The following is a 20,424-nucleotide window of genomic DNA, read 5'->3' as shown; positions in this document are numbered from 1 at the left end:
GGCGGTTAGTCGAGAAGCGGCGACCATGCCGGATCGGAGGCGGCCGTCTCGGTCTGCACCCGCTTGAGGTTGCGTCCCGAGATATCGACCGAAAAGAGACCCGATTGCCCGTCGGCGCCGGCGCTTTCACGGGTGAACATGATCACCCGGCCGTTCGGCGCCCAGGTCGGCCCCTCGTCGAGGAAGGAGGCGGTCAGCAGGCGCTCCTCGCTGCCATCGGTGCGCATGACGCCGATATGGAAGCGGCCCGCGTTCTGCTTGGTGAAGGCGATGAGATCGCCGCGCGGCGACCACACGGGCGTGCCGTAGCGGCCCGGACCGAAGCTGATCCGGCGCGGCTCGCCGCCGCCCGCGGGCATGACATAGAGCTGCTGGCTGCCCGAGCGGTCGCTTTCGAAGACGATCTGGCTGCCGTCGGGCGAGAAGCTCGGCGCGGTCTCGATGCCCGGCGCCGAGGTCAGCCGCTCGGGCTGGCCGCCGGGACGCAGGCGATAGATGTCGGTATTGCCGCCCTGCGCGGCCGAGAAGATCACCGTGCGCCCGTCAGGGGCGTAGCGCGGCGCGAAGGTCATCGATTCGGCCGGCACGGGAAGGGGGTTGCGTGACCCCGTCGCCACGTTCAGCTCGTAGATCTGCGGAAAGCCGGTCGTGTAGCTGGTATAGAGCACGCGCTCGCCCTGCGGCGAGAACCGGGGTGCGAGGACGATGGAGGAGGCATCGGTGAGATACTGGGCGTTGGCGCCGTCGTAATCCATCACGGCGAGGCGCTTGCGCCGATCGTTCTTGGGCCCGGTCTCGCCGACATAGACGACGCGACTGTCGAAATAGCCGGTCTCGCCGGTGATCCGGCTGTAGACGGCATCGGCGACCTTGTGTGCCATGCGCCGCCAGTTCGCGGTCGTGCCGCCGAATTGCAGCCCCTCGCCCAAGGGGGCCTCGGAGAAGATATCGAACAGGCGGAACTTGACCGACAGGTTGCCCGCCCCGTCGGTACTGACCGCGCCGGTGACGAGAGCCTGCGCGTTGATCGCTTTCCAGTTGCCGTAATCGACATTGGCATCGAAGGCGGTCACGGGCGCGATGAAGGCGCTTTGCGAGATGCGCCGGAAAAGCCCGGTCCCCTCGAGGTCGGCGGCGATCACGTTCGTGATGCGCTCGGCATAGTCGCCGGCTGCGCCCCCTTCGGGGATGAAGGTCGGCAAGGCGATCGGCAGCGGCTCGATCACGCCCTCGGTGATCTCGATGCGCAAGGGGCCATCCTGCGCCGTCGCGGCGAGCGGCATTGCGAGGCCGGCCGCGCCGGCGATCAGGGCGGCCAGGGCGATGGAAGCGGAGCGCAACGTCATTGATGGGTCCATTCTTGCAAGCTTCGGTATGGGGCGGTTGGCGGTCATCTGGGTCAAGTTCCTCGGTGCGGCTCGGTTCCGGCGGCACGGTGCCTGCCGGCACTGCGTGACATATTCGCGGCGCCGCGTCATCTGGTGCGCATGTCGTCTGGATTGAATGTGATCTCGACCTGCTTCCATTGCTCGTATTTGTCGGCGGGCATGTCATAGGGCGTGGCGTTGCAGCGCAGGATCGCCCGGCGGCCGGCCTCGTAGGCGGTCTTGACCGCGCTGTCGGAGCCGCCGCTGGAGCCGACCAGCTCCAGCGAGCCCGGCTCCACGCGGCCGCCGCGATCCATCTCGAACCCGATCGTCACGGTGACCGAGGATGCCTCGGAGCCCACGTCGACGACCCAGCACCGCTGCACGGCGACCCGCAGGGCGTCCCGCTCGCCGCGACTCAGCGGCGGGCCCGCCGGCGCGCCTGTCTCGGGCGCGGCCTCCTCCGCCATCAGCCCGGCAAGCGCATCGTCGACCGCGTTGCTCAGGTCGGGCGTCTGCTCCGCCGGCTCGGGCGGGGTCTCGGCCCTCTGTGTCTGCGCCGCAGGTTCTGGCGCCGGCTCCGGTTCTGGTGTCGGCTCGGGCTCGGGCTCAGGCTCGGCCTCGGGCGCGGCGATACGGCGCTCGGGACGGCTGCGCGGGCGGGGCGAGCGGCCGAGACCTGCATCCTGCGTCTCCTCCTCGGGCGCGTCCTCGGCACTCGCCGGTGTCTCGGCCTCGGTCACGATCTCGCGCACGGCCTCCTCGGGCGCCGCCGGGGGCTCCTCCTCGACAAAGAGGTCGGCCGGCTCCTCGGGCTCGGGAGCGGTGGTCTCTGTGCGCTCGGGCGCGCGTTCGGCATCGGGCGGGGGCGGCGGCGCGGGCGTGGGCGCCACGCGGGTGGCGGGACGCGGCACGCTTTGCGGCGCGGCGGGAAGGTCGGGTTGCGCGGCGGGCGGCGCGGGCTCGGAGGGGGGCGTGTCGCTGACCTCGGCCTCGGCCAACGGCTCCGGCAGGACCGGCACCGTCTCGGGGGTGTCGGGGGCGCGCGCCTCGGGGGCTTCGGCACGCTCGGGCGGGCGCTCGGCGGAGGGCGGGGGCGGCGGCGTTTCCTCTTGCGGGGTCTCGGGGGGCGGCGGGGGCGCCACGTCGCTGGCCTCCGGCGCCGCCTCGGGGCGGGTCAGGGCGGCGAACTCCTCTTCGGAGATCAGCTGCACATCGGCGGCGGGCGGGGGCGGCGGCGTCCGCCCGGAGAACAGATCGCCGAAGAGGACGAACAGGATCAGGGCCGCATGCCCGACGCCCGAAATCGTGGTGCCCGTTCTCATGGGCCCGGCCTATCGATCGGGCGTCGCGGCGGGGCCGTCGAGACGCGGGCCGCCCGTGTCGGTCACGAGGCCGATATTCCCGAAGCCTCCCGCATTCAGCGCGCCCATCACCTGCACGACGCGCTCGTAGGGGATGTCGCCATCGGCGCGCAGGAAGACCTTGGTGCTTTCGCGTTCGGCGGCGATCGCCCTGAGCTGGCCGATCAGGTCGTCGGAGGGCGTCTCGCTCGCCATCAGCAGGACCCGGCCGTCATTGGTGAGGGTCACGGTCAGCGGCTCCTCGCGCTCGGTCGGCAGCGATTGCGCCGCCGTCTGCGGCAACTTCACGGGCACGCCGACGGTCAGCAGCGGCGCCGAGACCATGAACACGATCAACAGCACCAGCATCACGTCGACGAAGGGCGTGACGTTGATCTCGGACATCGGGCGGCTGCGCCCGCGCCGCCGGCGGCGGCTCCCGCCCGGCTGCTTGGAGATGACACCGGCGCCCATCAGGCGTCCAGCTGGCGGCTGAGGATGGTGGAGAACTCGTCGGCGAAGGCCTCGTAGCCGCTGACGATGCGTTCCTCGTCGGCGCTGAGCTTGTTGTAGAAGATCACGGCCGGGATCGCGGCGAGCAGGCCGAGCCCGGTGGCCAGGAGCGCCTCGGCGATGCCGGGGGCTACGACGGCGAGGCTGGTATTTTGCTGCTCGGCGATCTCGACGAAGGCATTCATGATGCCCCAGACCGTGCCGAAGAGGCCGATGAAGGGCGCGGTGGCGCCAACCGTCGCGAGAAAGGGCAGTCCCTTGTCGAGCTCGGCGGCCTCGCGCGCGATCGCCACGTCCATGGACCGCTCGATGCGGGCCTGCGCGCCCGGAATGAGCGCTCCGTCGGCGCGGTGCGATCTCTGCCATTCGGTCATGCCGGCGACAAAGACCGATTCGGACCGGCCGGAGGGCTCCGGTCCGATCTTGTGAAAGAGCTCGTCCAGCGGCTCGCCGGACCAGAAGGCCGAATCGAACTGGCGCGCCTCGGCGCGGGCCTTGCGGAACAGCAGATGCTTCTGGACGATGATCGCCCAGGCCCAGAAGGAGGCCACGATGAGGATCAGCATGACCAGCTTGACCATGAGTGTGGCGCGCGCGAACAGCGCCCACATGGAGAAATCGATCTCCTGCGCCAGCGCAAGGGTTTCCGTTTCCATAATCCTGCTCTTGTCAAGGGGGTGGGGCCGCTATGGGGCTCTTCTCGGCACAGACGCTACATCAGATGGGCCACCGATGCCAAGCCATACGGGCCGGCCCGGTGGGGGTGCGCGCAGCTAGCCCAGCAATCGGCGGAGTTCTGCCGGAAGGCGGGCGGCGCGGCCGTCCGGGCCGATCGCGGCGAGGGTGACCTGGGCTGTGAAGAGATCAGTCCTGTCGCGCCGCACGATCTGCTCGAGTGTCAGGCGGGCGCCGGTGGCGTTGACGAGCGCCGTGTTCACGGTGAGCATGTCGTCGTAATGGGCCGGTGAAAGGTAGTCGGCGGCAAGGCGGCGCACCGCGAAGACGGTGCCATGCTCTTCCTTCATGCGCCTTTGGTCGATGCCGAGGCTGCGCACCCATTCGCTGCGGGCCCGCTCTATGAAGCGCAGGTAGTTGGCGTAGTAGACGATCCCGCCGAGGTCGGTATCCTCGTAATAGACCCGCAGGGAAAAGCTGTGGCTCATGGCGCGTCATCCGGGCCAACCGCCAGATCGCCGTTCCGCGCGTCCCCTGCGGCCGACACGCGCGCGGCCAGACGCAGCGCATGGGAGGGATCGTCCGCACTGACCGGCATCACCGGATCGTAGGCGGCCCGGATCAGCGCGGCGACATGCGGCGCGAGCACCGTGGCGCCGCCCGGATGCCGTGCCAGCACCGAACGCCTGGCAAACGCGGTCTCCGACCAGGTCAGGAGCGCCCGCGCGGCTTCGGAGAGAGCGATGTCCTCGGCCGGTTCCGCGCGCAATGCAGGTCCCATGCGCAGCACCGAGAAGCTGGCCTTGATCGCGCCGGCCTCGTCGCGGCGATAGGTACCGTATCGCTCGGCGCCGGAGGCTTCGAGACGCGGCACCAGTGCGCCGAGCCCCGGCAGGAGCTTCTCGAGATTGGGCACCTGCGTCAGCTCCGCCCAGTCGCTGCAGAAGAAGATCATGAGATTGGCGCCGAGTTCGGGGTCGGTCTCGGCCATCTTGTGCCCCGCCAGGTGGACCGCCGCCTCGATCGCCCCCTTGAGAACGGCGAGGCTGCTTTCCTCGACGCCGAAGATGACCGGCGCGATGGGGCGGCCCCAGCGCGCGAAGCGGTAGGTTCCGTCGGGACCGGTGAAGCAGGCGGCGATGTCATCAGGGCTCATGCGCCGGAGCTAGCGCCGGCGGGCGGTGATGGCAATCCCCGGATCGGCGTGCCCTAACCCTCGAAGAGATCGCTCTGCCCGGCCGGGCGCGGCGGCTCCAGCCCCAGGTGACTCCATCCACGCGGGGCGAGCATCCGCCCGCGCGGCGTGCGCTGGATCAGGCCCTGCTGCAGCAGGTAGGGCTCGATCACCTCCTCGAGCGCGTCGCGGCTCTCGCTGAGCGCAGCAGACATGGTCTCGATCCCGACGGGACCGCCGAAATACCCTTCGGCGATGAGCCGCATGTAGCGCCTGTCGGCGCCGTCGAGCCCGAGCCGGTCGACCCCGAGCCGCGTCAGCGCACTGTCGGCCAGCGCGCGCGTCAGCCGCCCGTCCCCCTCGACGAGGGCGAAATCGACCACCCGGCGCAACAGGCGCCCCGCGATGCGCGGCGTGCCCCGCGCGCGCTTGGCGATCTCGCGCGCCCCGTCATCCTCGGCGGGCACGCCCAGGAGCCGCGCCCCGCGCCGCACGATCTCGTGCAGCTCGTCCTCGGTATAGAACTGGAGCCTGACGGGAATGCCGAAACGGTCGCGCAGCGGCGTGGTCAGCAGGCCGAGCCGCGTCGTCGCCCCCACCAGCGTGAAGGGTTGCAGCTCGATGCGCACGGTGCGCGCCGCCGGCCCCTCGCCGATCACGAGATCGAGCTCGAAATCCTCCATCGCGGGATAGAGCACTTCCTCGACGACCGGGTTGAGGCGGTGGATCTCGTCGATGAAGAGAACATCGCGCGCCTCGAGATTGGTCAGGATCGCGGCAAGATCGCCGGCCTTGGCAAGGACCGGCCCGGACGTCATGCGGAAGTTCACCCCCAGTTCGCGGGCCATGATCTGCGCGAGGGTGGTCTTGCCGAGGCCCGGCGGCCCGTGGAAGAGCGCATGGTCCATCGCCTTGCCCCTGATCCGCGCGCTCTCGATGAAGACCTTGAGATTGGCGCGCGCCTCGGCTTGCCCGATGAAGGCGTCGAGCGTCTGCGGGCGCAGCGCGTTGCCCTCGTCCTCCGGCAGGGGGTCCGGTCTGAGGGTGGGGTCGGAGCCGGTCATCGGTGCATCAATCCTTCGGCGCGAGCAGCTTCAGCGCGGCGCGGATCAGCGTGGCCGTGTCGCCGCCCTCGCCCGCGCCGGCGGCCTGTGCCACGGCGCCTGCCGCCTCGGCCGGGCCGTAGCCGAGGTTGGAAAGGGCGGAAAGCGCTTCCGACTGCGCGGCGGCGGCGGGCGGTGGCGGCGGCGCGCGGCGCGGTGCGGCGGGCGCATCGGCGCCCTCCTCGATCAGCGCGCCGTGATCGCCGCTGGCCGCATGGCCCTGCATGCCGCCCATCGCCATCAGCGCCGGGGCCTTGTCGCGCAGCTCGTTGACCACCCGCTGCGCGATCTTCGGCCCGACGCCCGGCGCCGCGCGCACCGCCGTCGCATCGCCCAGCGCGATGGCGCGGCTCACCCCGTCGGGGCCCAGCGCCCCGAGGATCGCCATGGACGCCTTCGCGCCGATCCCCTGCACCGTGGTCAGCAGCCGGTGCCATTCCTTCTCCTGCATCGTGATGAAGCCGTAAAGCTGCAGCAGGTCCTCGCGCACCAGCAGGTCGGTATAGAGCGCGGCCGCCTCGCCCACGGGGGGCAGGGCGCTCAGGGTCCGCTCGGAGACATGCACGACATAGCCCACGCCCTTCACGTCGATCATCACCTGATCGCTGCCCTTGTAGTCGATCCGTCCCGCGAGCCGGCCGATCATGCCCTGATCTCCGCCCAGCGCTGGGCCGTCTGGCTGTGGAAGGCGTGGCAGATCGCGATCGCCAGCGCGTCGGAGGCGTCGGTACCGGCGAGCACGACGCCGGGGAGCTGCATCTTCACCATGTGCTCGACCTGCTTCTTGTCGGCATGTCCCACCCCGACGACCGTCTTCTTGACCGAGTTGGGCGCATATTCACCCACCTCGAGCCCGGCCTGCGCGGGCACCAGCATGGCGATGCCCCGCGCCTGTCCCAGCTTCAAGGTGCCCGCGCCGTCCTTGTTGACGAATGTCTGCTCGACCGCGGCGCAGTCCGGCGAGTAGCGCAGGAGCACGTCCGTGAGCTGCGCGTGGAGCGAGACCAGCCGGCGGCCCAGGTCGGTGCCACGCGATTCGCACAATCCGTTCGCAACGTGGCTCAGCCGGCTGCCGGCCACGTCGATGACGCCCCATCCCATGGTGCGCAGACCCGGATCGATGCCCAAAACCCTCATGTCGCGTACACCCTTCCCGGCCATTCGCGACAGCGGTAGCACGAAGCGCGAACACGGGCCAATGGCGTTTGCGCGGAGTTTTCACGCAGGTGGCGCAAATGCGACGTCACGCCGTCTGTTCGCGACTTTTCGGATGTCGTTTTTGCGGTTTCCGAACAACCACTTGCGGCATTTTCAAGACATGAACACATTGCATGACTGCCATGCCGTTTTGCATCTTGCCGCGCGCCGCCGTCATCGATAGCTGCCTCGGATCGCAATCGAGGCCGACGCCCACCCTGTCCAGGAACACCGCCATGTCCATGATCCATACCGTCCGTCCCGCCATTGCCGGGGAAGCCGCCAGCACCCGTGCAATCCTGAACGTCCTGCGCATGTGGGATGCGATCGTGGAGTGGAACGATCTGCGCGTGACGCGCAAGTGCCTCGGGCAGCTGAGCGACAGCGAGCTCGACGATATCGGCCTGTCGCGCAGCGACATCGTGCGGCTCGGCCGCGCCCGCTGAACCGCGCGCCGGGCGGGGCCGAGGCGCGGTCCCGTCCAGCGCCGATACCGGGCCCGATCCGGGCCCCGATGCCTGCGCCATGCGGCCCCGTGCGGGGCCAGCGGCGGCCCTACCTGACGAGGGGCAGCAGGATCGCGGCGAGCTCCCGGCTCAGTGGATCGACCTCGAAGAGCCAGCCGCCGAGCCGCTCGGGCAGGCTGCCGCCGGAAAGCCGGGCGACGCGCTCGGCATAGGCCATCTCGCCCAGTTCGGCGAGCATCAGGCTCTTGCCGAGGAACATGACCGCGCAGACGAGGAACATGCCCTTGAGCGACGCGCCCATCTCGGGCCGCGCGCCATGGGCGATGCGCAGCCCCGTGCGGTCGAGCGACAGGACGATGCCACGCCCGCGCCGCACGCCCTTTTGCCGTGCGATCGCCCGGCAGCGGTCCTGAAAGCCGGTGTGCTGGGAAAATTCCATGATCCTGCCACTCCCCGATCTCGATCAGTTTGAGGAGAGCCAGCCTGCCGCCGCAATGCGGTTTATTTGAGGCGTGTGCGGCGCATCTCGCAAAGGCCCGCGCCCCGCGATGCATGCCTCCGGCAAGAGGGCGGTGTCATGCACGCGCAGCCGGTTGGCCGGCGATCCGCATCAGCGCTCCGTCACTGCTCGTCACCGCCGCATGACCAATGTCGTCCAGTCGCCGATCTGCTCGCTTTGCGCGGGGGCGAAGCCGGCGGCGATGTAGGCGCCGGCCACTTCCTCGGCCTGAGGGTTGAGCAGGCCCGACAGGATCACGTGGCCGCCGCGCGCGGTATGGGCCGCGATCGCCGGGGCCAGCTCGATCAGCGGTCCCTTGAGGATGTTGGCGAAGACCAGGTCGAACGGCGCGGCCTGTGCGAGGGAAGGGGCGTCGAAACCGGCGGCCTCGATGCACTGCACCTGGCCTTCAAGGCCGTTCAGCGCGACATTCGCCTCGGCCACCTCCACCGCGACCGCGTCGATGTCGCTGGCCAGCACCTGCGCGGGCCAGACCTTGGCCGCGGCCATGGCCAGCACCGCCGTGCCGCAACCGATATCGGCGACCTTTGCCGGGGCCACGCCCTGCTCGATCAGGCGGTCGAGGGCCCGCAGGCAACCGAGCGTCGTGCCGTGATGCCCGGTGCCGAAGGCCATCGCCGCATCGACCAGCAGCGCCACCGCGTCATCGGGAACCTTGTCCGCATCGTGACTTCCGTAGAGGAAGAAACGCCCCGCCACGATCGGGGAGAGCTCGCGCCGCACCTTGGCCACCCAGTCGGTCTCGGGAAGCTCCGACACGGCGAAGGGCCTGGCGCCGAAGGCCGCCGAAAGCAGGGCGAGGGCCGCCTCGTCGGGGCTTTCGGTGAAATAGCCGCCCACTTCCCAAAGGCCCGATCCGTCCTCCATCTCGAAGACGCCCACGCCGGTCGGCTCGGGTTCCATGCGCTCCATCGCCTCGCCGAGATGCCGTGCGTTCTCGGCATCGGGAAGGGTGGTCAGGGCGGTGAAGGTGGGCATTGCGCATTCCTCGTCTGGGATCGACACCGCGACTAGGGTTCCGCGGGCGCGGGGTCAAGCGCGCAGCGTCCGGGGCCTTGGGTCGCGCGCCTGTCCGCAGGGCGCCCGGCCGCGCGATCAGGCCGCCCTGGCCCGCCGCCTGCCGCGCAGGATCGTCTCGTGCCCCGGCGCGGGATGGCGCGGGATCAGCAGCGCGAGGGCGAGGGAGAAGGCGGCCATGCCGGCGGCAAGCGCGAAGACGCCGCCGGGCGCGCGCACCCACATGTAGCCGAGCAGCGCGGGCAGGAAGACGGCCGCGATGTGGTTGATGGTGAAGGCGACGGCGGCGGTCGGGGCGATGTCGCGCGGATCGGCGATCTTCTGGAAATAGGTCTTCAGCGCGAAGGCGAGGGCAAAGAAGATATGATCGAGTACGTAGAGGGCGGCTGCCAGTCCGACGCCCCATCCGAAATGGTAGATCCCGCCATAGGCGAGGAAGACGCAGACGAGGCCGAGATATTCGAAGGTCAGCGCGCGCCGCTCGCCGAACCGTCCCACGGCGCGCCCCATCAGCGGCGCGAGAAGCATGTTGGCGACGAAGTTGATCAAGAAGAGCGCCGTGACCTCGTCCACCGCGAAGCCGAAGCGCTCGACCATCATGAAGGCGGCGAAGACGACGAAGATCTGCCGGCGGGCGCCCGACATGAACTGAAGCGCGTAATAGAGCCAGTAGCGTTTGCGCAGCACGAAGGTCTTGAGCTGCGGGTCCGGCGCCTCGAATTGCGGATAGGCCAGAAGGCAGAAGAGGGCGATGGCGGCCGTGATCCCCCCGGAGGCCATGTAGACGCTCGCGTAATCGAGATCGAACCGCTCCCAGGCGAGAACGATCACTCCGTAGGACAGGAGCGAGGCGCCCGAGCCGATCGCCACGATCCAGCCGAGCATCTGCGGCGCGCGCGCCTTGTCGATCCATTGCAGTTGCAGCGACTGGTTCACCGTCTCGAAGTAGTGAAAGCCGATCGAGGAGAGCAGGGTGATCGTCAGGATGCCGCCAAGGCTCGGGAAATAGGCCGTCATGGCCGTCGCGACGCCCAGAAGCGCCAGGGAGAGGAGGCCGAGAACCTGTTCGCGCAGGACCATGATCAGCACGATCACCCCGATCGCGAGAAAGCCCGGTATCTCGCGAACGGTATGCAGCCAGCCGATCTCGATCCCCGTGAAGCCGGCCGCGTCGATGACGAAGTTGTTGAGCAGCGCCGACCAGGTGGCAAAGGCCATGGGCATCGCGAAGGCGGCGAGAAAGAGGAGAATGTCGGGCCGTTGCCAGCGCGGCAGGCGGCCCGCCTCCGAGAGGGGAACGATGCGCATGGGCCAAGCTCTAGCGCGCGGCGCCGGTCTTGGCGAGCGAAAGGCGTGTGCTCCGCGGGCGCGCGGGTCCCTTGGGCTTCCGCTCCTCCAAGGCCCGTTTGCCCCTCAAGAAACTCAGGCCCGTGCGACATCCTTGCCGCGCTGCCAGAACCCCGCGCACATCGTGCAGAGCATTGCGGCGGCAATCACCCCCAGCACGCGCTCGAGCAGCCCGTCGATGGAGGTCGGCACCAGCAGGAAGATCGGTGCGACGATCACCCAGCCGATCGCGAGGATCAGCAGCGCCCAGCCCATCCACGGCATGATCCGCGCAAAGCCCGGGCGCATCAGCAGCGGGGTCGCGGTAAAGAAGAAGCCCAGGCCGTAGACGAGGTAGCTGTGGATCACCACGCCTTCCTTGTCCCCGTCGCCGTATTCGTTGCGCGCGCCGACCACGACGACGATCGCCCCCAGGATCGCGAGGGAGAACAGCCCCGCCGTCCAGCCGCTGCCGCCCATATGCGAATGGGACGCGGCGAGGGCGGCGACGAAGAGCCCTGCGGCAAAGCCGTAAAGCGCGACGTCCATGACGATCTCGTATTGGCCCGCGCCAAGGTCGCTGATCGTGTCGGCGATCCAGTCATGTCCCGGCACCACGACCTGCGCCGCCAGGGTGCCCAGGATCAGGGACGCGGCACCGAGCGCCGCGATGATCGCGCAAAGCTTGAGCAGGACCGGCCGCTCGCCGCCGATCGCGTGGTCGTGAAGTCTCGTCATTGTCGCACTCCTTCGCCCCCAACCGGGCAAGTCTGGAACGGGTTCCCCCGGTCGGGGCGGCATTCGGGCACCGCGCGGCGGCATGGGCCTGCGACAGATCGGTCCTATACTTCCCGCAATGAAAGGCGTAACAGCCGTGGCTTGATTGCCGCGCGCCGCTCCAGCGGCCATGCCCGCTTGCCAAAGCCCAGGACGACGCCCCCATGATCCAGACCCTCTCAGACGCGCTTGCCGAGCGCGGATACGACACGCTCACCCCCGTGCAGGAGGCGGTCACGGACCCCGAGCTTGCGCAATCCGACCTTCTCGTTTCCGCGCAGACCGGATCGGGCAAGACAGTGGGCTTCGGGATTGCCATCGCGCCGACCATTCTCGATGAGAGCGGCATGCTGCCCCCCGCCGCCGCGCCGCTCGGGCTGATTATCGCGCCGACGCGCGAGCTGGCCTTCCAGGTGACGCGCGAGCTTTCGTGGCTCTATGCCAAGGCCGGCGCGCGGGTCGTCTCCTGCGTGGGGGGCATGGACATGCGCGACGAGCGCCGCACGCTCGAGCGGGGCGCGCATCTGGTCGTGGCGACACCGGGCCGCCTGCGCGATCACATCCAGCGCGGCTCGATCGACCTGACGGAGATCCGCGCGGTTGTGCTCGACGAGGCTGACGAGATGCTCGACCTGGGCTTTCGCGAGGACCTGGAATTCATCCTGTCCGAAGCGCCCGAGGGGCGGCGCACGCTGATGTTCTCGGCCACCGTGCCGCCCGAGATCGCGCGCCTCGCCGAGAGGTTCCAGACCGATTCGCAGCGCCTGTCGGTCAGTGCCGGCGCCGGACAGCATGCCGATATCGACTACCAGGCGCTGGCCGTGGCGCAGCCCGATGCCGAGAACGCGATCATCAACCTGCTGCGCTACCACGATGCGCAGAACGCGATCGTCTTCGCCAATACCCGCGCCGCCGTCGCAAGGCTCACGGCGCGCTTTGCCAACCGCGGCTTCGCGGTCGTGTCGCTCTCCGGCGAGCTGAGCCAGTCCGAGCGCACCCATGCGCTGCAGGCGATGCGCGACGGCCGTGCGCGGGTCTGCGTGGCGACCGACGTGGCCGCGCGCGGCATCGACCTGCCCAATCTCGAGCTGGTGATCCATGCCGAGCCGCCCTCCAACGCCGAAGGGCTGCTGCACCGCTCGGGCCGGACGGGACGCGCCGGGCGCAAGGGGATCAGTGCCGTGATCGTGCCGCCGCGCATCCGCAAGAAGGTCGAGCGGCTGCTCAAATGGGCGAAGATCAACGCGACATGGGGCGTGCCGCCCTCGGCCGAGGATATCCTCGCACGCGACGAGGAGCGGCTGCTCTCCGATCCGGTCTGGAGCGAGGAGATCGCCCAGAGCGAGGCCGAGTTCGGCGCGCGCCTTCTGGAGATGCATGGGCCGGAGCGGATCGCCGCGGCGTATCTGCGGCTCTACAGGGCCGGGCGCTCGGCCCCCGAGGAGCTGTCCGCGCCGGATGCCAAGCCTGAAAAGCGCGATCGTCCCGCATTCGGGCCGAGCGCCTGGGTGGCGCTGTCGGTCGGGCGCGACGAGCGTGCCGAGCCGCGCTGGCTGCTGCCGCTTCTTTGCCGCGAGGGGGGGCTGTCGAAGGACGATATCGGCGCGATCCGCATCCAGGGCAGCGAAAGCTTCGTCGAGATCGCCGAAGGCGCCATGGACAAGCTTCTCGCGAATGTCGGCCCGTCGATGAAGCTCGAGGGAAAGATCGCCCTGCGGCGCAGCGAGGCGCCGGGCGATACGCCCCGCCCGCCGCGCAAGGGTCCGCGGCCCGGGGCGCGCGAGGAGCGCGGCCAATCCGGCCCCGCCGCGTCCGCCCCGCGTGCCGACCGGGCCGACCGGGCCGAGCCCGCCAATCGGCCAGCGGCGCGGCAGGAGAGCACCGAAACCGGCTCCGACAGCTGGACCCCGTCACTCGATCCGGTTCCCGCCGCCGATCGGCCCGAGCCGCGCAAGGAGCGGCACAAGGGGAGCGGCCCGGCCGCCAAGGATGCGCCACGTCCCGAACGGCCATGGGGCAAGCCCAGCTCCGGCAAGCTCGGGGCCAACAAGTCCGAAGCCGGCAGGGCGGGTGTGCAAGCGTATAAGGGCAAGCCCGGCCAATCCGCTGATGCCCGGCCCGAGGGCAAGTCATTCGGTAAACCGGGCGGTAAACCCGGCGGCAAGCCTTTCGGTAAGCCGGGTGCGAAACCCGCCGGCCGGCCCGGAAAGCCCGGCGCGGGCGAGGCGCCAAAGGGCCCGCGCAAGGCCGCATCCGCCTCGGACACGTCGCAGCGTTTCGTGCCGCCGGGCAAGCCGGGCGGTAAACCGGGTGGCAAACCCGGGGCTAAATATGCGGGCAAGGCCGGCGGTCCGCGCGGCGGCAAGCCGGGCGCGGGCGGCACCGCGCCGCCGCGGCGCGGCAAGCCCTGATCACGGGGCAGGGGGCTGCCGATGAGCGAGGTGCCGGGTGCGTGGGCCGGCCCGGCTTTCGGTGCCCCCGCCCCTGCCCTCAAGAGCGCCGGTTCCACCGTCCCGCGCGGGCGCGCGGCCCCGCCGCGCGAGCAGGGGACGGCAACCTCCGCTCCCCCGAGCACCCGCGATTTCCCCGAAAATGTCCGGTCTGATTCCCCCCCGGCCATGCGGTGGCGGGGTCACAGGAAACTTTGCGGATCGATGTCGATGCTCAGCCGCGCGTTGGGCGGCAACCGGAACTGGGCAGCCCAGAGCGCCAAGGCCGATTGCAGGGGGGCGGCCTTCTCGGCCTTGACCAGAAGACGCACCCGGTGACGGCCGCGCACGCGCGCGATGGGTGCGGGGGCGGGGCCGAAAACCTGCGCGCCGATCCGCTGGAGGGGCTCCGAGCGGCGGGCCATCGCCGCACCCAGGTCGAAAAGCGCCGCCATGTCGGGCCCGCTCAGCACGATCCCTGCCATGCGGCCATAGGGCGGCACGCCGGCCTGCCGGCGCTCGGCCGCCTCGGCGCGCCAGAACCCCTCCTCGTCGCCGGCCAGGATCGAGCGGATCACGGGATGCTCCGGCTGGAAGGTCTGCAGCAGCGCCGTGCCCGGCTTCTCGGCGCGCCCCGCGCGGCCCGCCACCTGGCGCATCAGCTGGAAGGTGCGTTCGGCGGCCCGCAGGTCGGAGCCCTGTAGTCCAAGGTCGGCATCGATCACCCCGACGAGGGTGAGGTTGGGAAAATTGTGCCCCTTCGCGACGAGCTGCGTGCCGATGACAATGTCGGCCTCGCCCTGCGCGATCGCCTCGATCCGGGCCTTCAACGCCCGTGCGGAGCCGTGAAGATCGGAGGAGAGCACCTCGATGCGCGCGCCGGGAAACTTGTCCGCCGCCTCCTCTGCAAGGCGCTCGACCCCCGGGCCCACGGCGGTCATCTTGCCTTCGACCGTGCAATGGGGGCAGGCTTCGGGCACCGGGCGGGACTCGCCGCATTGATGGCAGACGAGGCGCTTCTGGAAGCGGTGCTCGACCATCCGCGCGTCGCAATTGTCGCAGCCGACCTGGTTGCCGCAGGCCCGGCAGAGCGTGACCGGCGCGTAGCCCCGCCGGTTGAGAAAGAGCAGCGTCTGCTCGCCGGCCTCGAGGCGCGCCGCGACCGCCCCCGCAAGGCTTGGCGAGATCCATTGGGCACCGGGCATCGGCTCGCCGCGCATGTCGATCGTGTCCATCCTCGGCAGGACGGAGGCCCCGAAGCGCGCGGCGAGATCGATCCGGTCGTATTTGCCCGCCTCTGCATTGGCCCAGCTCTCGAGGCTGGGGGTGGCGGAGGCGAGAACCACGTGCGCGCCGCAGAAGGAGGCGCGCAGCACGGCCATGTCGCGGGCGTTGTAGAGGACGCCGTCCTCCTGCTTGTAGGACGTGTCATGCTCCTCGTCGACGATGATCAGCCCCAGGTCGCGATAGGGCAGAAAGAGCGCCGAGCGCGCCCCCACGACCAGCTGCGCCTCGCCGGCGCCGACCATCCGCCAGCAGCGCCGCCGCTCGGTCATCGTCACGCCGGAATGCCACTCGGCGGGGCGTGCGCCGAACCGCGCCTCCACGCGGGTCAGGAATTCCGAGGTCAGCGCGATCTCCGGCAAGAGGACGAGCGCCTGCCGGCCCCGCTCGAGGCATTGCGCCACCGCCTCGAGATAGACCTCGGTCTTGCCGGAGCCGGTGACGCCGCGCAGCAGGGTCGTGCCGTATGTCTCCCGGCGAACGGCGGCGCGCAGCCGCTCGGCGCCCTGCGCCTGCGCCCCTTCGAACCGTGCGCCCGGCAGAAAGGGGTCGAGCCGGGGATAGGGCGCATCGCGGGGCGTGTCCTCCTCGATGATCGCGCCGTGCTCGGCAAGGCCCTTGACCACACCGCTCGATGTGCCCGCCAGCTCGGCCAGCTCCTTGAGGGTGAAGGACAGCCCGCCGAACTCCTCCAGCGCCTCGATGACACGCCGGCGCGCATCGGTCATCCGCGCGGGCGTGCCGCTGCCCCTCCGGTAGACCTTGCGCATCGAGGGCGGATCGCCGAGGCCGGGCGCGCGCGTCGCCAGGCGCAGCATCGCGGGCAGGGGGGTGAGGGTGTATTCGGCGGCGCGTTCGAGGAACTGGCGCATCTCGGCGCGCATCGGCGCCACGTCCAGCACCCTGATGATCGAGCGCAGCCGCGCAGCATCCACCTCGCCGCGGCCCGCGCCCCAGACCACGCCGAGCACCTTGCGCGGTCCGAGCGGCACCTCGACGAAGGCGCCCTGCGCGCAGCCGCCTTCCGGCGCGCGGTAATCGAAGGGACGGCCGAGCGGCTGCGTGGTCAGCACCGCGACCTGCGCGCCCTCTGGATGCCAGGATGCGCTCATGGCCGTGCCGTCAGGGGTTCCGGGCGTGCCGCGCCTGCGCTATGAGGGCGGCAAAGGTGACAAGGCAATCGAAAGGCCCTCCGGATGAAATTCTTCGTCGACACCGCAGATGTGGACGCGATCCGCGAACTCAATGACCTGGGCATGATCGACGGGGTCACGACCAACCCGTCGCTTATCATGAAGTCCGGACGCGACATCAAGGAAGTGACCCGTGAAATCTGCGAGATGGTCGCCGGTCCGGTCAGCGCCGAGACGGTGGCCCTCGATTCGGACGGGATGATCGCCGAAGGGCGCGAGCTCGCCAAGATCGCCGACAACATCACCATCAAGGTTCCGCTGACCTGGGACGGGCTGAAGGCGTGCAAGGTGCTCACCGACGAGGGCCGCATGGTCAACGTGACGCTGTGCTTCTCGGCCAACCAGGCGCTTCTGGCGGCCAAGGCCGGCGCGACCTTCATCTCGCCCTTCATCGGGCGCCTCGACGATCTCAACCTCGACGGCATGGAGTTGATCGGCGACATCCGCACGATCTATGACAACTACGCCTTCGAGACGCAGATCCTCGCCGCCTCGATCCGCTCGGCCAATCACATGAAGGACGCGGCCCTGATCGGCGCCGATGTCGCCACCGCGCCGCCGGCGGTGATCCGCGCGATGGCCTCGCATGTGATGACCGACAAGGGGCTCGACGCGTTCATGGCTGACTGGGCGAAAACGGGGCAGAAAATCCTCTGAGGGTGAATCACGATGTCGGCGTTCGACAAGGACAGGGCAACCGGTAGGGAGGGCGGCACGGACGAGCGTGCACCGATCGCCGAGGATCTGCGCAAGCTCATCTTGCGCGAGCCCGACGTCATCCTCGACGACCAGGACGTGATGCGTGCCCTCGTGGATGCGCGTGACAAGGCGCAAGGGGCCAATGTCGTCGATCTGCGCGGGATCGCGATGGAACGGCTCGAGACACGCCTTGTCCGCCTCGAGGACACGCACCGCTCGGTGATCGCCGCCGCCTACGAGAACCTCGCCGGGACGAACATGATCCAGAGGGCCGTCCTGCGGATGCTCGACCCGGTGGATTTCGAGAGCTTCCTGCGCGATCTGACGGGCGAGGTGGCCGACATCCTGCGTGTCGATGCGCTGCGTCTCGTGCTCGAGACGGTCCAGAGCGACGAGATGCCGGCGGTACGCCGTCTCGACGGCGTGCTCAGCGTCGCGGGCGCGGGCTTCATCGAGGCCTATCTCGATGGCGGGCCGCATGCGCCGGAGCGCCCGGTCACGCTGCGCGCCAGCGACGGGACCTCCTACGATGTCTATGGCAGCCGCGCGCCCGATATCCGCTCGGAGGCCTGCCTGCGGCTCGATTTCGGCACCGGACGGCTGCCGGGGCTGCTGGTTCTGGGATCCTCGGATCCGCATCAGTTCACGCCGCAGCATGGCACGGACCTGCTGGCCTTCTTCGCGGGGGTCTTCGAGCGCAGCATGCGGCGCTGGCTGTCATGATCCAGCCGGGCCTGCGCGATGCGCTGGAGGGGTGGATCACCGCGCTCGGGGCGATCGGCGGGCGGGCGGGCAATACCTGCGATGCCTACCGGCACGACGTCCTGGGATTTCTCGAATTCATGCAGCGCCATCGCGGCACCGGCCTGGGCGTCGCGGCGCTGGGCGATCTGACCCTGTCGGACATGCGCGCCTGGATGGCGCATGAGCGGGGCAGGGGTGTCGGCGCGCGCTCGCTTGCGCGCGCGCTTTCGGCCGTGAAGACCTTCACCGGCTGGATGGCCGAGCGCGAGGGGTTCGATCCGACCGCCATCCTGTCGGTCCGCAGCCCGCGCTACCGCGCCTCCATGCCGCGCCCGCTGGACGAGGAAGCGGCGCTGGCGATGATCGGCGCGGTCGAGGCGCAGGGCGCCGAGGGATGGATAGCGGCGCGCGATGCGGCGGTGGTCACGCTGCTCTACGGGTGCGGGCTGCGCATCTCCGAGGCGCTGGGCCTGTCGGGCGGCGATCATCCGCTCGGTGCCAGCCTGCGCATCATCGGCAAGGGCGGCAAGGAGCGGGTGGTGCCGGTGCTGCCCGCGGCCCGCGATGCGGTTGCCGCCTATGTCGCGCTCTGCCCGCATCCCGTCACCGGCACCGGGCCGCTCTTCATGGGGGTGCGTGGCGGCGCGCTGAACCCGCGCCAGATCAGCAAGGTCATGGAACGCGCCAGGGGGCAGCTCGGTCTTCCGGCCACCGCCACCCCGCACGCGATGCGACACAGCTTCGCGACCCATCTGCTCAATGCGGGGGGGGATCTGCGCGCAATACAGGAACTGCTCGGGCACAGCTCGCTCTCGACCACGCAAGTCTATACCGGGGTCGATACCGCGCGGCTGATGGAGGTCTACGACAAGGCCCATCCGCGCGCCTGAACCGGCGCGTGGGCGCCGGGCGGGCGGGTGCGGGACCCGGTGCGCTCAGTGCGCGTGGCGCCGCGGGTCCGCCGGGTAGACGCCGAGGATGGTGATGCTGTCGGTGAAGAAGCCCAGCTCCTCCATCGCCAGGGTGACGCTCGGATCGTCCGGGTGGCCCTCGATATCGGCATAGAACTGGGTGGCGGTGAACTGTCCGCCGACCATGTAGCTCTCGAGCTTGGTCATGTTGACGCCGTTGGTGGCAAAGCCCCCCATCGCTTTGTAGAGCGCGGCGGGAATGTTGCGCACACGGAAGACGAAGCTGGTGATCATGCCGTGATCGCCGCGCCGGCTGCGGTCGCCCTGCGCCGCCATCACCAGGAAGCGCGTGGTGTTCGTATCCTGATCCTCGATGTGGCGCGCCAGCACATCCAGCCCGTAGATCTCCCCCGCCAGCTCCGAGGCGAGGGCGGCGCGCGCGGGATCGCCGGCCTCGGCCACGTCCATCGCCGAGCCCGCCGTGTCGGCATGCACCTCGACATCGATGCCATGCGTGCGCAGGAAATCGCGGCACTGGCCCAGCAGGACGGTATGGCTCAGCGCCACCTCGATCTTGCCGAGCGGCGTTCCGGGGATCGCGAGAAGATTGATGTGAACCCGCACGAAGGCCTCGTCCACGATATGCAGCCCCGAGGAGGGCAGCAGCCGGTGAATGTCGGCGACGCGGCCATAGGTGGTGTTCTCCACCGGCAGCATGGCCAGCTCCGCCGTCCCGCCGCGCACCGCTTCGATCACGTCCTCGAAGGTCCGGCAGGGCAGCGGCTCGAGCCCGGGATGGGTGTCGTGGCAGGCCTGGTGCGAATAGGCACCCAGCTCGCCCTGGAAGGCGATGCGTCCGGTCATGGCAGGGCTCCGCGGTGTTCGGGTGTGCTCTGGCCGCCCCGCCGGTGGACGAGGGGCGTTTGGTCGCGGATCATAACCCTTGAAAGCCCCCTGTGGAAGCGGCTAGGTAAACGCCAAAATCCAGACAAGGTGGAACGCGATATGTTCGACACAATGACGGTGACCAAGATCATCGGCGGCTTCTGCGGCACCCTTCTGATCTTCCTGTTGGGAAGCTGGGCGGCCGAGGAGCTTTATGCCACCGAGAGCGGCGGGCATGGCGACGAAGTCGTGCAGGGCTATGCCATCGAGGTGGCCGAGGCCGAGACCGGCGGCGCCGAGGAGGAGACCGTCGATTTCGCCACCGTCTTCGCCGCGGCCGATGCCGGCTCCGGCGAGCGGGTCTTCGGCAAGTGCAAGGCGTGCCACGAGCTCGAGGACGGGGCCAACGGCGTGGGCCCGCATCTCTACGGCGTGGTCGAACGCGCGGTCGGCAGCGTCGCGGGCTACAACTATTCGGGCGCGCTGAAGGCCGTGGCCGAGGTCTGGGGTGTCGAGGAGCTGAACGGCTTTCTCGAGAACCCCAAGGGCTACGCCCCCGGCACCAAGATGGGCTTCTCGGGCCTGCGCGATGTCGAGGACCGCGCCAACCTGATCGCCTATCTGCAAACCGTCGGCGGCTGATCCGCGGCTTCCGCGCCGGCCGCCTTCGCGTGGCCGGCACCCTTCCGCTCCACGGTGCCGGCCCCTTCGGGCCGGCATCTTGCGTTCGGGATGGCCCTTCCGGGCGGGGATGATCACGGAGTTTCAACTTGAATCTTCCGCTCCGGCCCCCGTAGCGT

Annotated in this window: 22 protein-coding genes; 6 read left to right on the top strand and 16 right to left on the bottom strand. The window is 69.7% G+C overall.

What is annotated here, in order from left to right; genetic code table 11:
* Positions 1 to 5: 5 nt before the first annotated feature.
* From tolB to PMES_RS09030, 10 genes are all read right to left on the bottom strand, one after another.
* Entirely contained in the window at positions 6 to 1,346 is a 1,341-nt protein-coding gene (gene tolB, locus PMES_RS09075) for a Tol-Pal system beta propeller repeat protein TolB (RefSeq protein ID WP_159965397.1), read from the bottom strand.
* A gap of 128 nt (positions 1,347 to 1,474) precedes the next feature.
* Positions 1,475 to 2,692: a cell envelope integrity protein TolA gene (tolA, locus tag PMES_RS09070; protein WP_159965396.1), complete on the bottom strand. Its 1,218-nt coding sequence runs from the start codon at positions 2,690 to 2,692 to the stop codon at positions 1,475 to 1,477.
* Between the two features lie 9 nt (positions 2,693 to 2,701).
* Positions 2,702 to 3,184: a protein TolR gene (gene tolR / locus PMES_RS09065; protein WP_159965395.1), complete on the bottom strand. Its 483-nt coding sequence runs from the start codon at positions 3,182 to 3,184 to the stop codon at positions 2,702 to 2,704.
* Positions 3,184 to 3,879, bottom strand: coding sequence for a protein TolQ (tolQ, locus tag PMES_RS09060; RefSeq protein ID WP_159965394.1), 696 nt, complete (start codon positions 3,877 to 3,879; stop codon positions 3,184 to 3,186). Before tolQ ends, tolR begins: the two co-directional genes overlap by 1 nt.
* A gap of 117 nt (positions 3,880 to 3,996) precedes the next feature.
* Positions 3,997 to 4,386 (bottom strand): tol-pal system-associated acyl-CoA thioesterase, encoded by a 390-nt coding sequence (gene ybgC, locus PMES_RS09055; protein WP_159965393.1) that lies wholly within the window; start codon positions 4,384 to 4,386, stop codon positions 3,997 to 3,999.
* Positions 4,383 to 5,054, bottom strand: coding sequence for a hypothetical protein (locus tag PMES_RS09050; RefSeq protein WP_159965392.1), 672 nt, complete (start codon positions 5,052 to 5,054; stop codon positions 4,383 to 4,385). The genes ybgC and PMES_RS09050 overlap by 4 nt, the downstream gene beginning before the upstream one ends.
* 53 nt (positions 5,055 to 5,107) lie before the next feature.
* Entirely contained in the window at positions 5,108 to 6,136 is a 1,029-nt protein-coding gene (gene ruvB / locus PMES_RS09045; protein WP_159965391.1) for a Holliday junction branch migration DNA helicase RuvB, read from the bottom strand.
* Positions 6,137 to 6,143: 7 nt separating this feature from the next.
* On the bottom strand, positions 6,144 to 6,821 hold the full coding sequence (gene ruvA, locus PMES_RS09040; RefSeq protein WP_159965390.1) for a Holliday junction branch migration protein RuvA: 678 nt from the start codon (positions 6,819 to 6,821) through the stop codon (positions 6,144 to 6,146).
* The gene (gene ruvC / locus PMES_RS09035) at positions 6,818 to 7,312 is read right to left on the bottom strand and encodes a crossover junction endodeoxyribonuclease RuvC (RefSeq protein ID WP_159965389.1); all 495 of its coding nucleotides are present in this window, start codon (positions 7,310 to 7,312) and stop codon (positions 6,818 to 6,820) included. Before ruvC ends, ruvA begins: the two co-directional genes overlap by 4 nt.
* A gap of 106 nt (positions 7,313 to 7,418) precedes the next feature.
* Positions 7,419 to 7,610: a hypothetical protein gene (locus PMES_RS09030; RefSeq protein ID WP_159965388.1), complete on the bottom strand. Its 192-nt coding sequence runs from the start codon at positions 7,608 to 7,610 to the stop codon at positions 7,419 to 7,421.
* On the opposite strand from PMES_RS09030, the gene PMES_RS09025 reads away from it, so the two are divergent.
* Positions 7,609 to 7,818, top strand: a complete 210-nt coding sequence (locus PMES_RS09025; protein ID WP_159965387.1) for a DUF1127 domain-containing protein — start codon at positions 7,609 to 7,611, stop codon at positions 7,816 to 7,818. The genes PMES_RS09030 and PMES_RS09025 overlap by 2 nt on opposite strands.
* Before the next feature lie 109 nt (positions 7,819 to 7,927).
* On the opposite strand, the gene PMES_RS09020 is transcribed toward PMES_RS09025, so the two are convergent.
* From PMES_RS09020 to PMES_RS09005, 4 genes are all read right to left on the bottom strand, one after another.
* Positions 7,928 to 8,278 (bottom strand): hypothetical protein, encoded by a 351-nt coding sequence (locus PMES_RS09020; RefSeq protein ID WP_159965386.1) that lies wholly within the window; start codon positions 8,276 to 8,278, stop codon positions 7,928 to 7,930.
* 192 nt (positions 8,279 to 8,470) lie between these two features.
* A complete protein-coding gene (locus PMES_RS09015; RefSeq protein ID WP_159965385.1) occupies positions 8,471 to 9,337 on the bottom strand; it encodes a 50S ribosomal protein L11 methyltransferase in 867 nt (288 codons plus the stop codon).
* A gap of 117 nt (positions 9,338 to 9,454) precedes the next feature.
* Positions 9,455 to 10,684, bottom strand: coding sequence for an MFS transporter (locus PMES_RS09010; RefSeq protein WP_159965384.1), 1,230 nt, complete (start codon positions 10,682 to 10,684; stop codon positions 9,455 to 9,457).
* Positions 10,685 to 10,798: 114 nt separating this feature from the next.
* Positions 10,799 to 11,440: a DUF998 domain-containing protein gene (locus tag PMES_RS09005; RefSeq protein ID WP_159965383.1), complete on the bottom strand. Its 642-nt coding sequence runs from the start codon at positions 11,438 to 11,440 to the stop codon at positions 10,799 to 10,801.
* A gap of 203 nt (positions 11,441 to 11,643) precedes the next feature.
* Here PMES_RS09005 and PMES_RS09000 point away from each other — a divergent pair, with 203 nt between their 5' ends.
* Positions 11,644 to 13,890: a DEAD/DEAH box helicase gene (locus PMES_RS09000; RefSeq protein WP_159965382.1), complete on the top strand. Its 2,247-nt coding sequence runs from the start codon at positions 11,644 to 11,646 to the stop codon at positions 13,888 to 13,890.
* 221 nt (positions 13,891 to 14,111) lie between these two features.
* Here PMES_RS09000 and PMES_RS08995 read toward each other — a convergent pair whose 3' ends face one another.
* The gene (locus PMES_RS08995) at positions 14,112 to 16,304 is read right to left on the bottom strand and encodes a primosomal protein N' (RefSeq protein WP_159965381.1); all 2,193 of its coding nucleotides are present in this window, start codon (positions 16,302 to 16,304) and stop codon (positions 14,112 to 14,114) included.
* Between the two features lie 84 nt (positions 16,305 to 16,388).
* Here PMES_RS08995 and fsa point away from each other — a divergent pair, with 84 nt between their 5' ends.
* From fsa to PMES_RS08980, 3 genes are read left to right on the top strand one after another with little or no spacing between them, the layout of a single operon-like run.
* Complete coding sequence (gene fsa, locus PMES_RS08990; protein WP_159965380.1) at positions 16,389 to 17,042, top strand: fructose-6-phosphate aldolase; 654 nt, start codon at positions 16,389 to 16,391, stop codon at positions 17,040 to 17,042.
* Between the two features lie 12 nt (positions 17,043 to 17,054).
* Positions 17,055 to 17,807, top strand: coding sequence for a DUF484 family protein (locus PMES_RS08985; protein WP_159965379.1), 753 nt, complete (start codon positions 17,055 to 17,057; stop codon positions 17,805 to 17,807).
* A complete protein-coding gene (locus PMES_RS08980) occupies positions 17,804 to 18,718 on the top strand; it encodes a tyrosine recombinase XerC (RefSeq protein ID WP_159965378.1) in 915 nt (304 codons plus the stop codon). The genes PMES_RS08985 and PMES_RS08980 overlap by 4 nt, the downstream gene beginning before the upstream one ends.
* A 45-nt stretch (positions 18,719 to 18,763) precedes the next feature.
* Here the strand turns inward: PMES_RS08980 and PMES_RS08975 are convergent, their stop codons facing one another.
* Positions 18,764 to 19,603: a prephenate dehydratase gene (locus PMES_RS08975; protein WP_159965377.1), complete on the bottom strand. Its 840-nt coding sequence runs from the start codon at positions 19,601 to 19,603 to the stop codon at positions 18,764 to 18,766.
* Between the two features lie 141 nt (positions 19,604 to 19,744).
* Here PMES_RS08975 and PMES_RS08970 point away from each other — a divergent pair, with 141 nt between their 5' ends.
* The gene (locus tag PMES_RS08970; RefSeq protein ID WP_159965376.1) at positions 19,745 to 20,266 is read left to right on the top strand and encodes a c-type cytochrome; all 522 of its coding nucleotides are present in this window, start codon (positions 19,745 to 19,747) and stop codon (positions 20,264 to 20,266) included.
* The last annotated feature ends 158 nt before the right edge of the window (positions 20,267 to 20,424 follow it).

Source organism: Profundibacterium mesophilum KAUST100406-0324 (genome assembly GCF_009835145.1).
Lineage (GTDB): Bacteria > Pseudomonadota > Alphaproteobacteria > Rhodobacterales > Rhodobacteraceae > Profundibacterium > Profundibacterium mesophilum.
This window is presented reverse-complemented; position numbering and strand designations above follow the sequence as displayed.

What these genes read in the sequence shown, in the direction of transcription:
- tolR (WP_159965395.1), bottom strand. Translation starts at nt 3,184, where the DNA reads ATGGGCGCCGGTGTCATCTCCAAGCAGCCGGGCGGGAGCCGCCGCCGG.
- tolA (WP_159965396.1), bottom strand. Translation starts at nt 2,692, where the DNA reads ATGAGAACGGGCACCACGATTTCGGGCGTCGGGCATGCGGCCCTGATC.
- PMES_RS09005 (WP_159965383.1), bottom strand. Translation starts at nt 11,440, where the DNA reads ATGACGAGACTTCACGACCACGCGATCGGCGGCGAGCGGCCGGTCCTG.
- tolQ (WP_159965394.1), bottom strand. Translation starts at nt 3,879, where the DNA reads ATGGAAACGGAAACCCTTGCGCTGGCGCAGGAGATCGATTTCTCCATG.
- PMES_RS08980 (WP_159965378.1), top strand. Translation starts at nt 17,804, where the DNA reads ATGATCCAGCCGGGCCTGCGCGATGCGCTGGAGGGGTGGATCACCGCG.
- PMES_RS09050 (WP_159965392.1), bottom strand. Translation starts at nt 5,054, where the DNA reads ATGAGCCCTGATGACATCGCCGCCTGCTTCACCGGTCCCGACGGAACC.
- PMES_RS09025 (WP_159965387.1), top strand. Translation starts at nt 7,609, where the DNA reads ATGTCCATGATCCATACCGTCCGTCCCGCCATTGCCGGGGAAGCCGCC.
- PMES_RS09015 (WP_159965385.1), bottom strand. Translation starts at nt 9,337, where the DNA reads ATGCCCACCTTCACCGCCCTGACCACCCTTCCCGATGCCGAGAACGCA.
- ybgC (WP_159965393.1), bottom strand. Translation starts at nt 4,386, where the DNA reads ATGAGCCACAGCTTTTCCCTGCGGGTCTATTACGAGGATACCGACCTC.
- tolB (WP_159965397.1), bottom strand. Translation starts at nt 1,346, where the DNA reads ATGACGTTGCGCTCCGCTTCCATCGCCCTGGCCGCCCTGATCGCCGGC.
- PMES_RS09000 (WP_159965382.1), top strand. Translation starts at nt 11,644, where the DNA reads ATGATCCAGACCCTCTCAGACGCGCTTGCCGAGCGCGGATACGACACG.
- PMES_RS09030 (WP_159965388.1), bottom strand. Translation starts at nt 7,610, where the DNA reads ATGGCGGTGTTCCTGGACAGGGTGGGCGTCGGCCTCGATTGCGATCCG.
- PMES_RS09020 (WP_159965386.1), bottom strand. Translation starts at nt 8,278, where the DNA reads ATGGAATTTTCCCAGCACACCGGCTTTCAGGACCGCTGCCGGGCGATC.
- ruvC (WP_159965389.1), bottom strand. Translation starts at nt 7,312, where the DNA reads ATGAGGGTTTTGGGCATCGATCCGGGTCTGCGCACCATGGGATGGGGC.
- PMES_RS08975 (WP_159965377.1), bottom strand. Translation starts at nt 19,603, where the DNA reads ATGACCGGACGCATCGCCTTCCAGGGCGAGCTGGGTGCCTATTCGCAC.
- fsa (WP_159965380.1), top strand. Translation starts at nt 16,389, where the DNA reads ATGAAATTCTTCGTCGACACCGCAGATGTGGACGCGATCCGCGAACTC.
- PMES_RS08995 (WP_159965381.1), bottom strand. Translation starts at nt 16,304, where the DNA reads ATGAGCGCATCCTGGCATCCAGAGGGCGCGCAGGTCGCGGTGCTGACC.
- ruvB (WP_159965391.1), bottom strand. Translation starts at nt 6,136, where the DNA reads ATGACCGGCTCCGACCCCACCCTCAGACCGGACCCCCTGCCGGAGGAC.
- ruvA (WP_159965390.1), bottom strand. Translation starts at nt 6,821, where the DNA reads ATGATCGGCCGGCTCGCGGGACGGATCGACTACAAGGGCAGCGATCAG.
- PMES_RS08985 (WP_159965379.1), top strand. Translation starts at nt 17,055, where the DNA reads ATGTCGGCGTTCGACAAGGACAGGGCAACCGGTAGGGAGGGCGGCACG.
- PMES_RS09010 (WP_159965384.1), bottom strand. Translation starts at nt 10,684, where the DNA reads ATGCGCATCGTTCCCCTCTCGGAGGCGGGCCGCCTGCCGCGCTGGCAA.
- PMES_RS08970 (WP_159965376.1), top strand. Translation starts at nt 19,745, where the DNA reads ATGTTCGACACAATGACGGTGACCAAGATCATCGGCGGCTTCTGCGGC.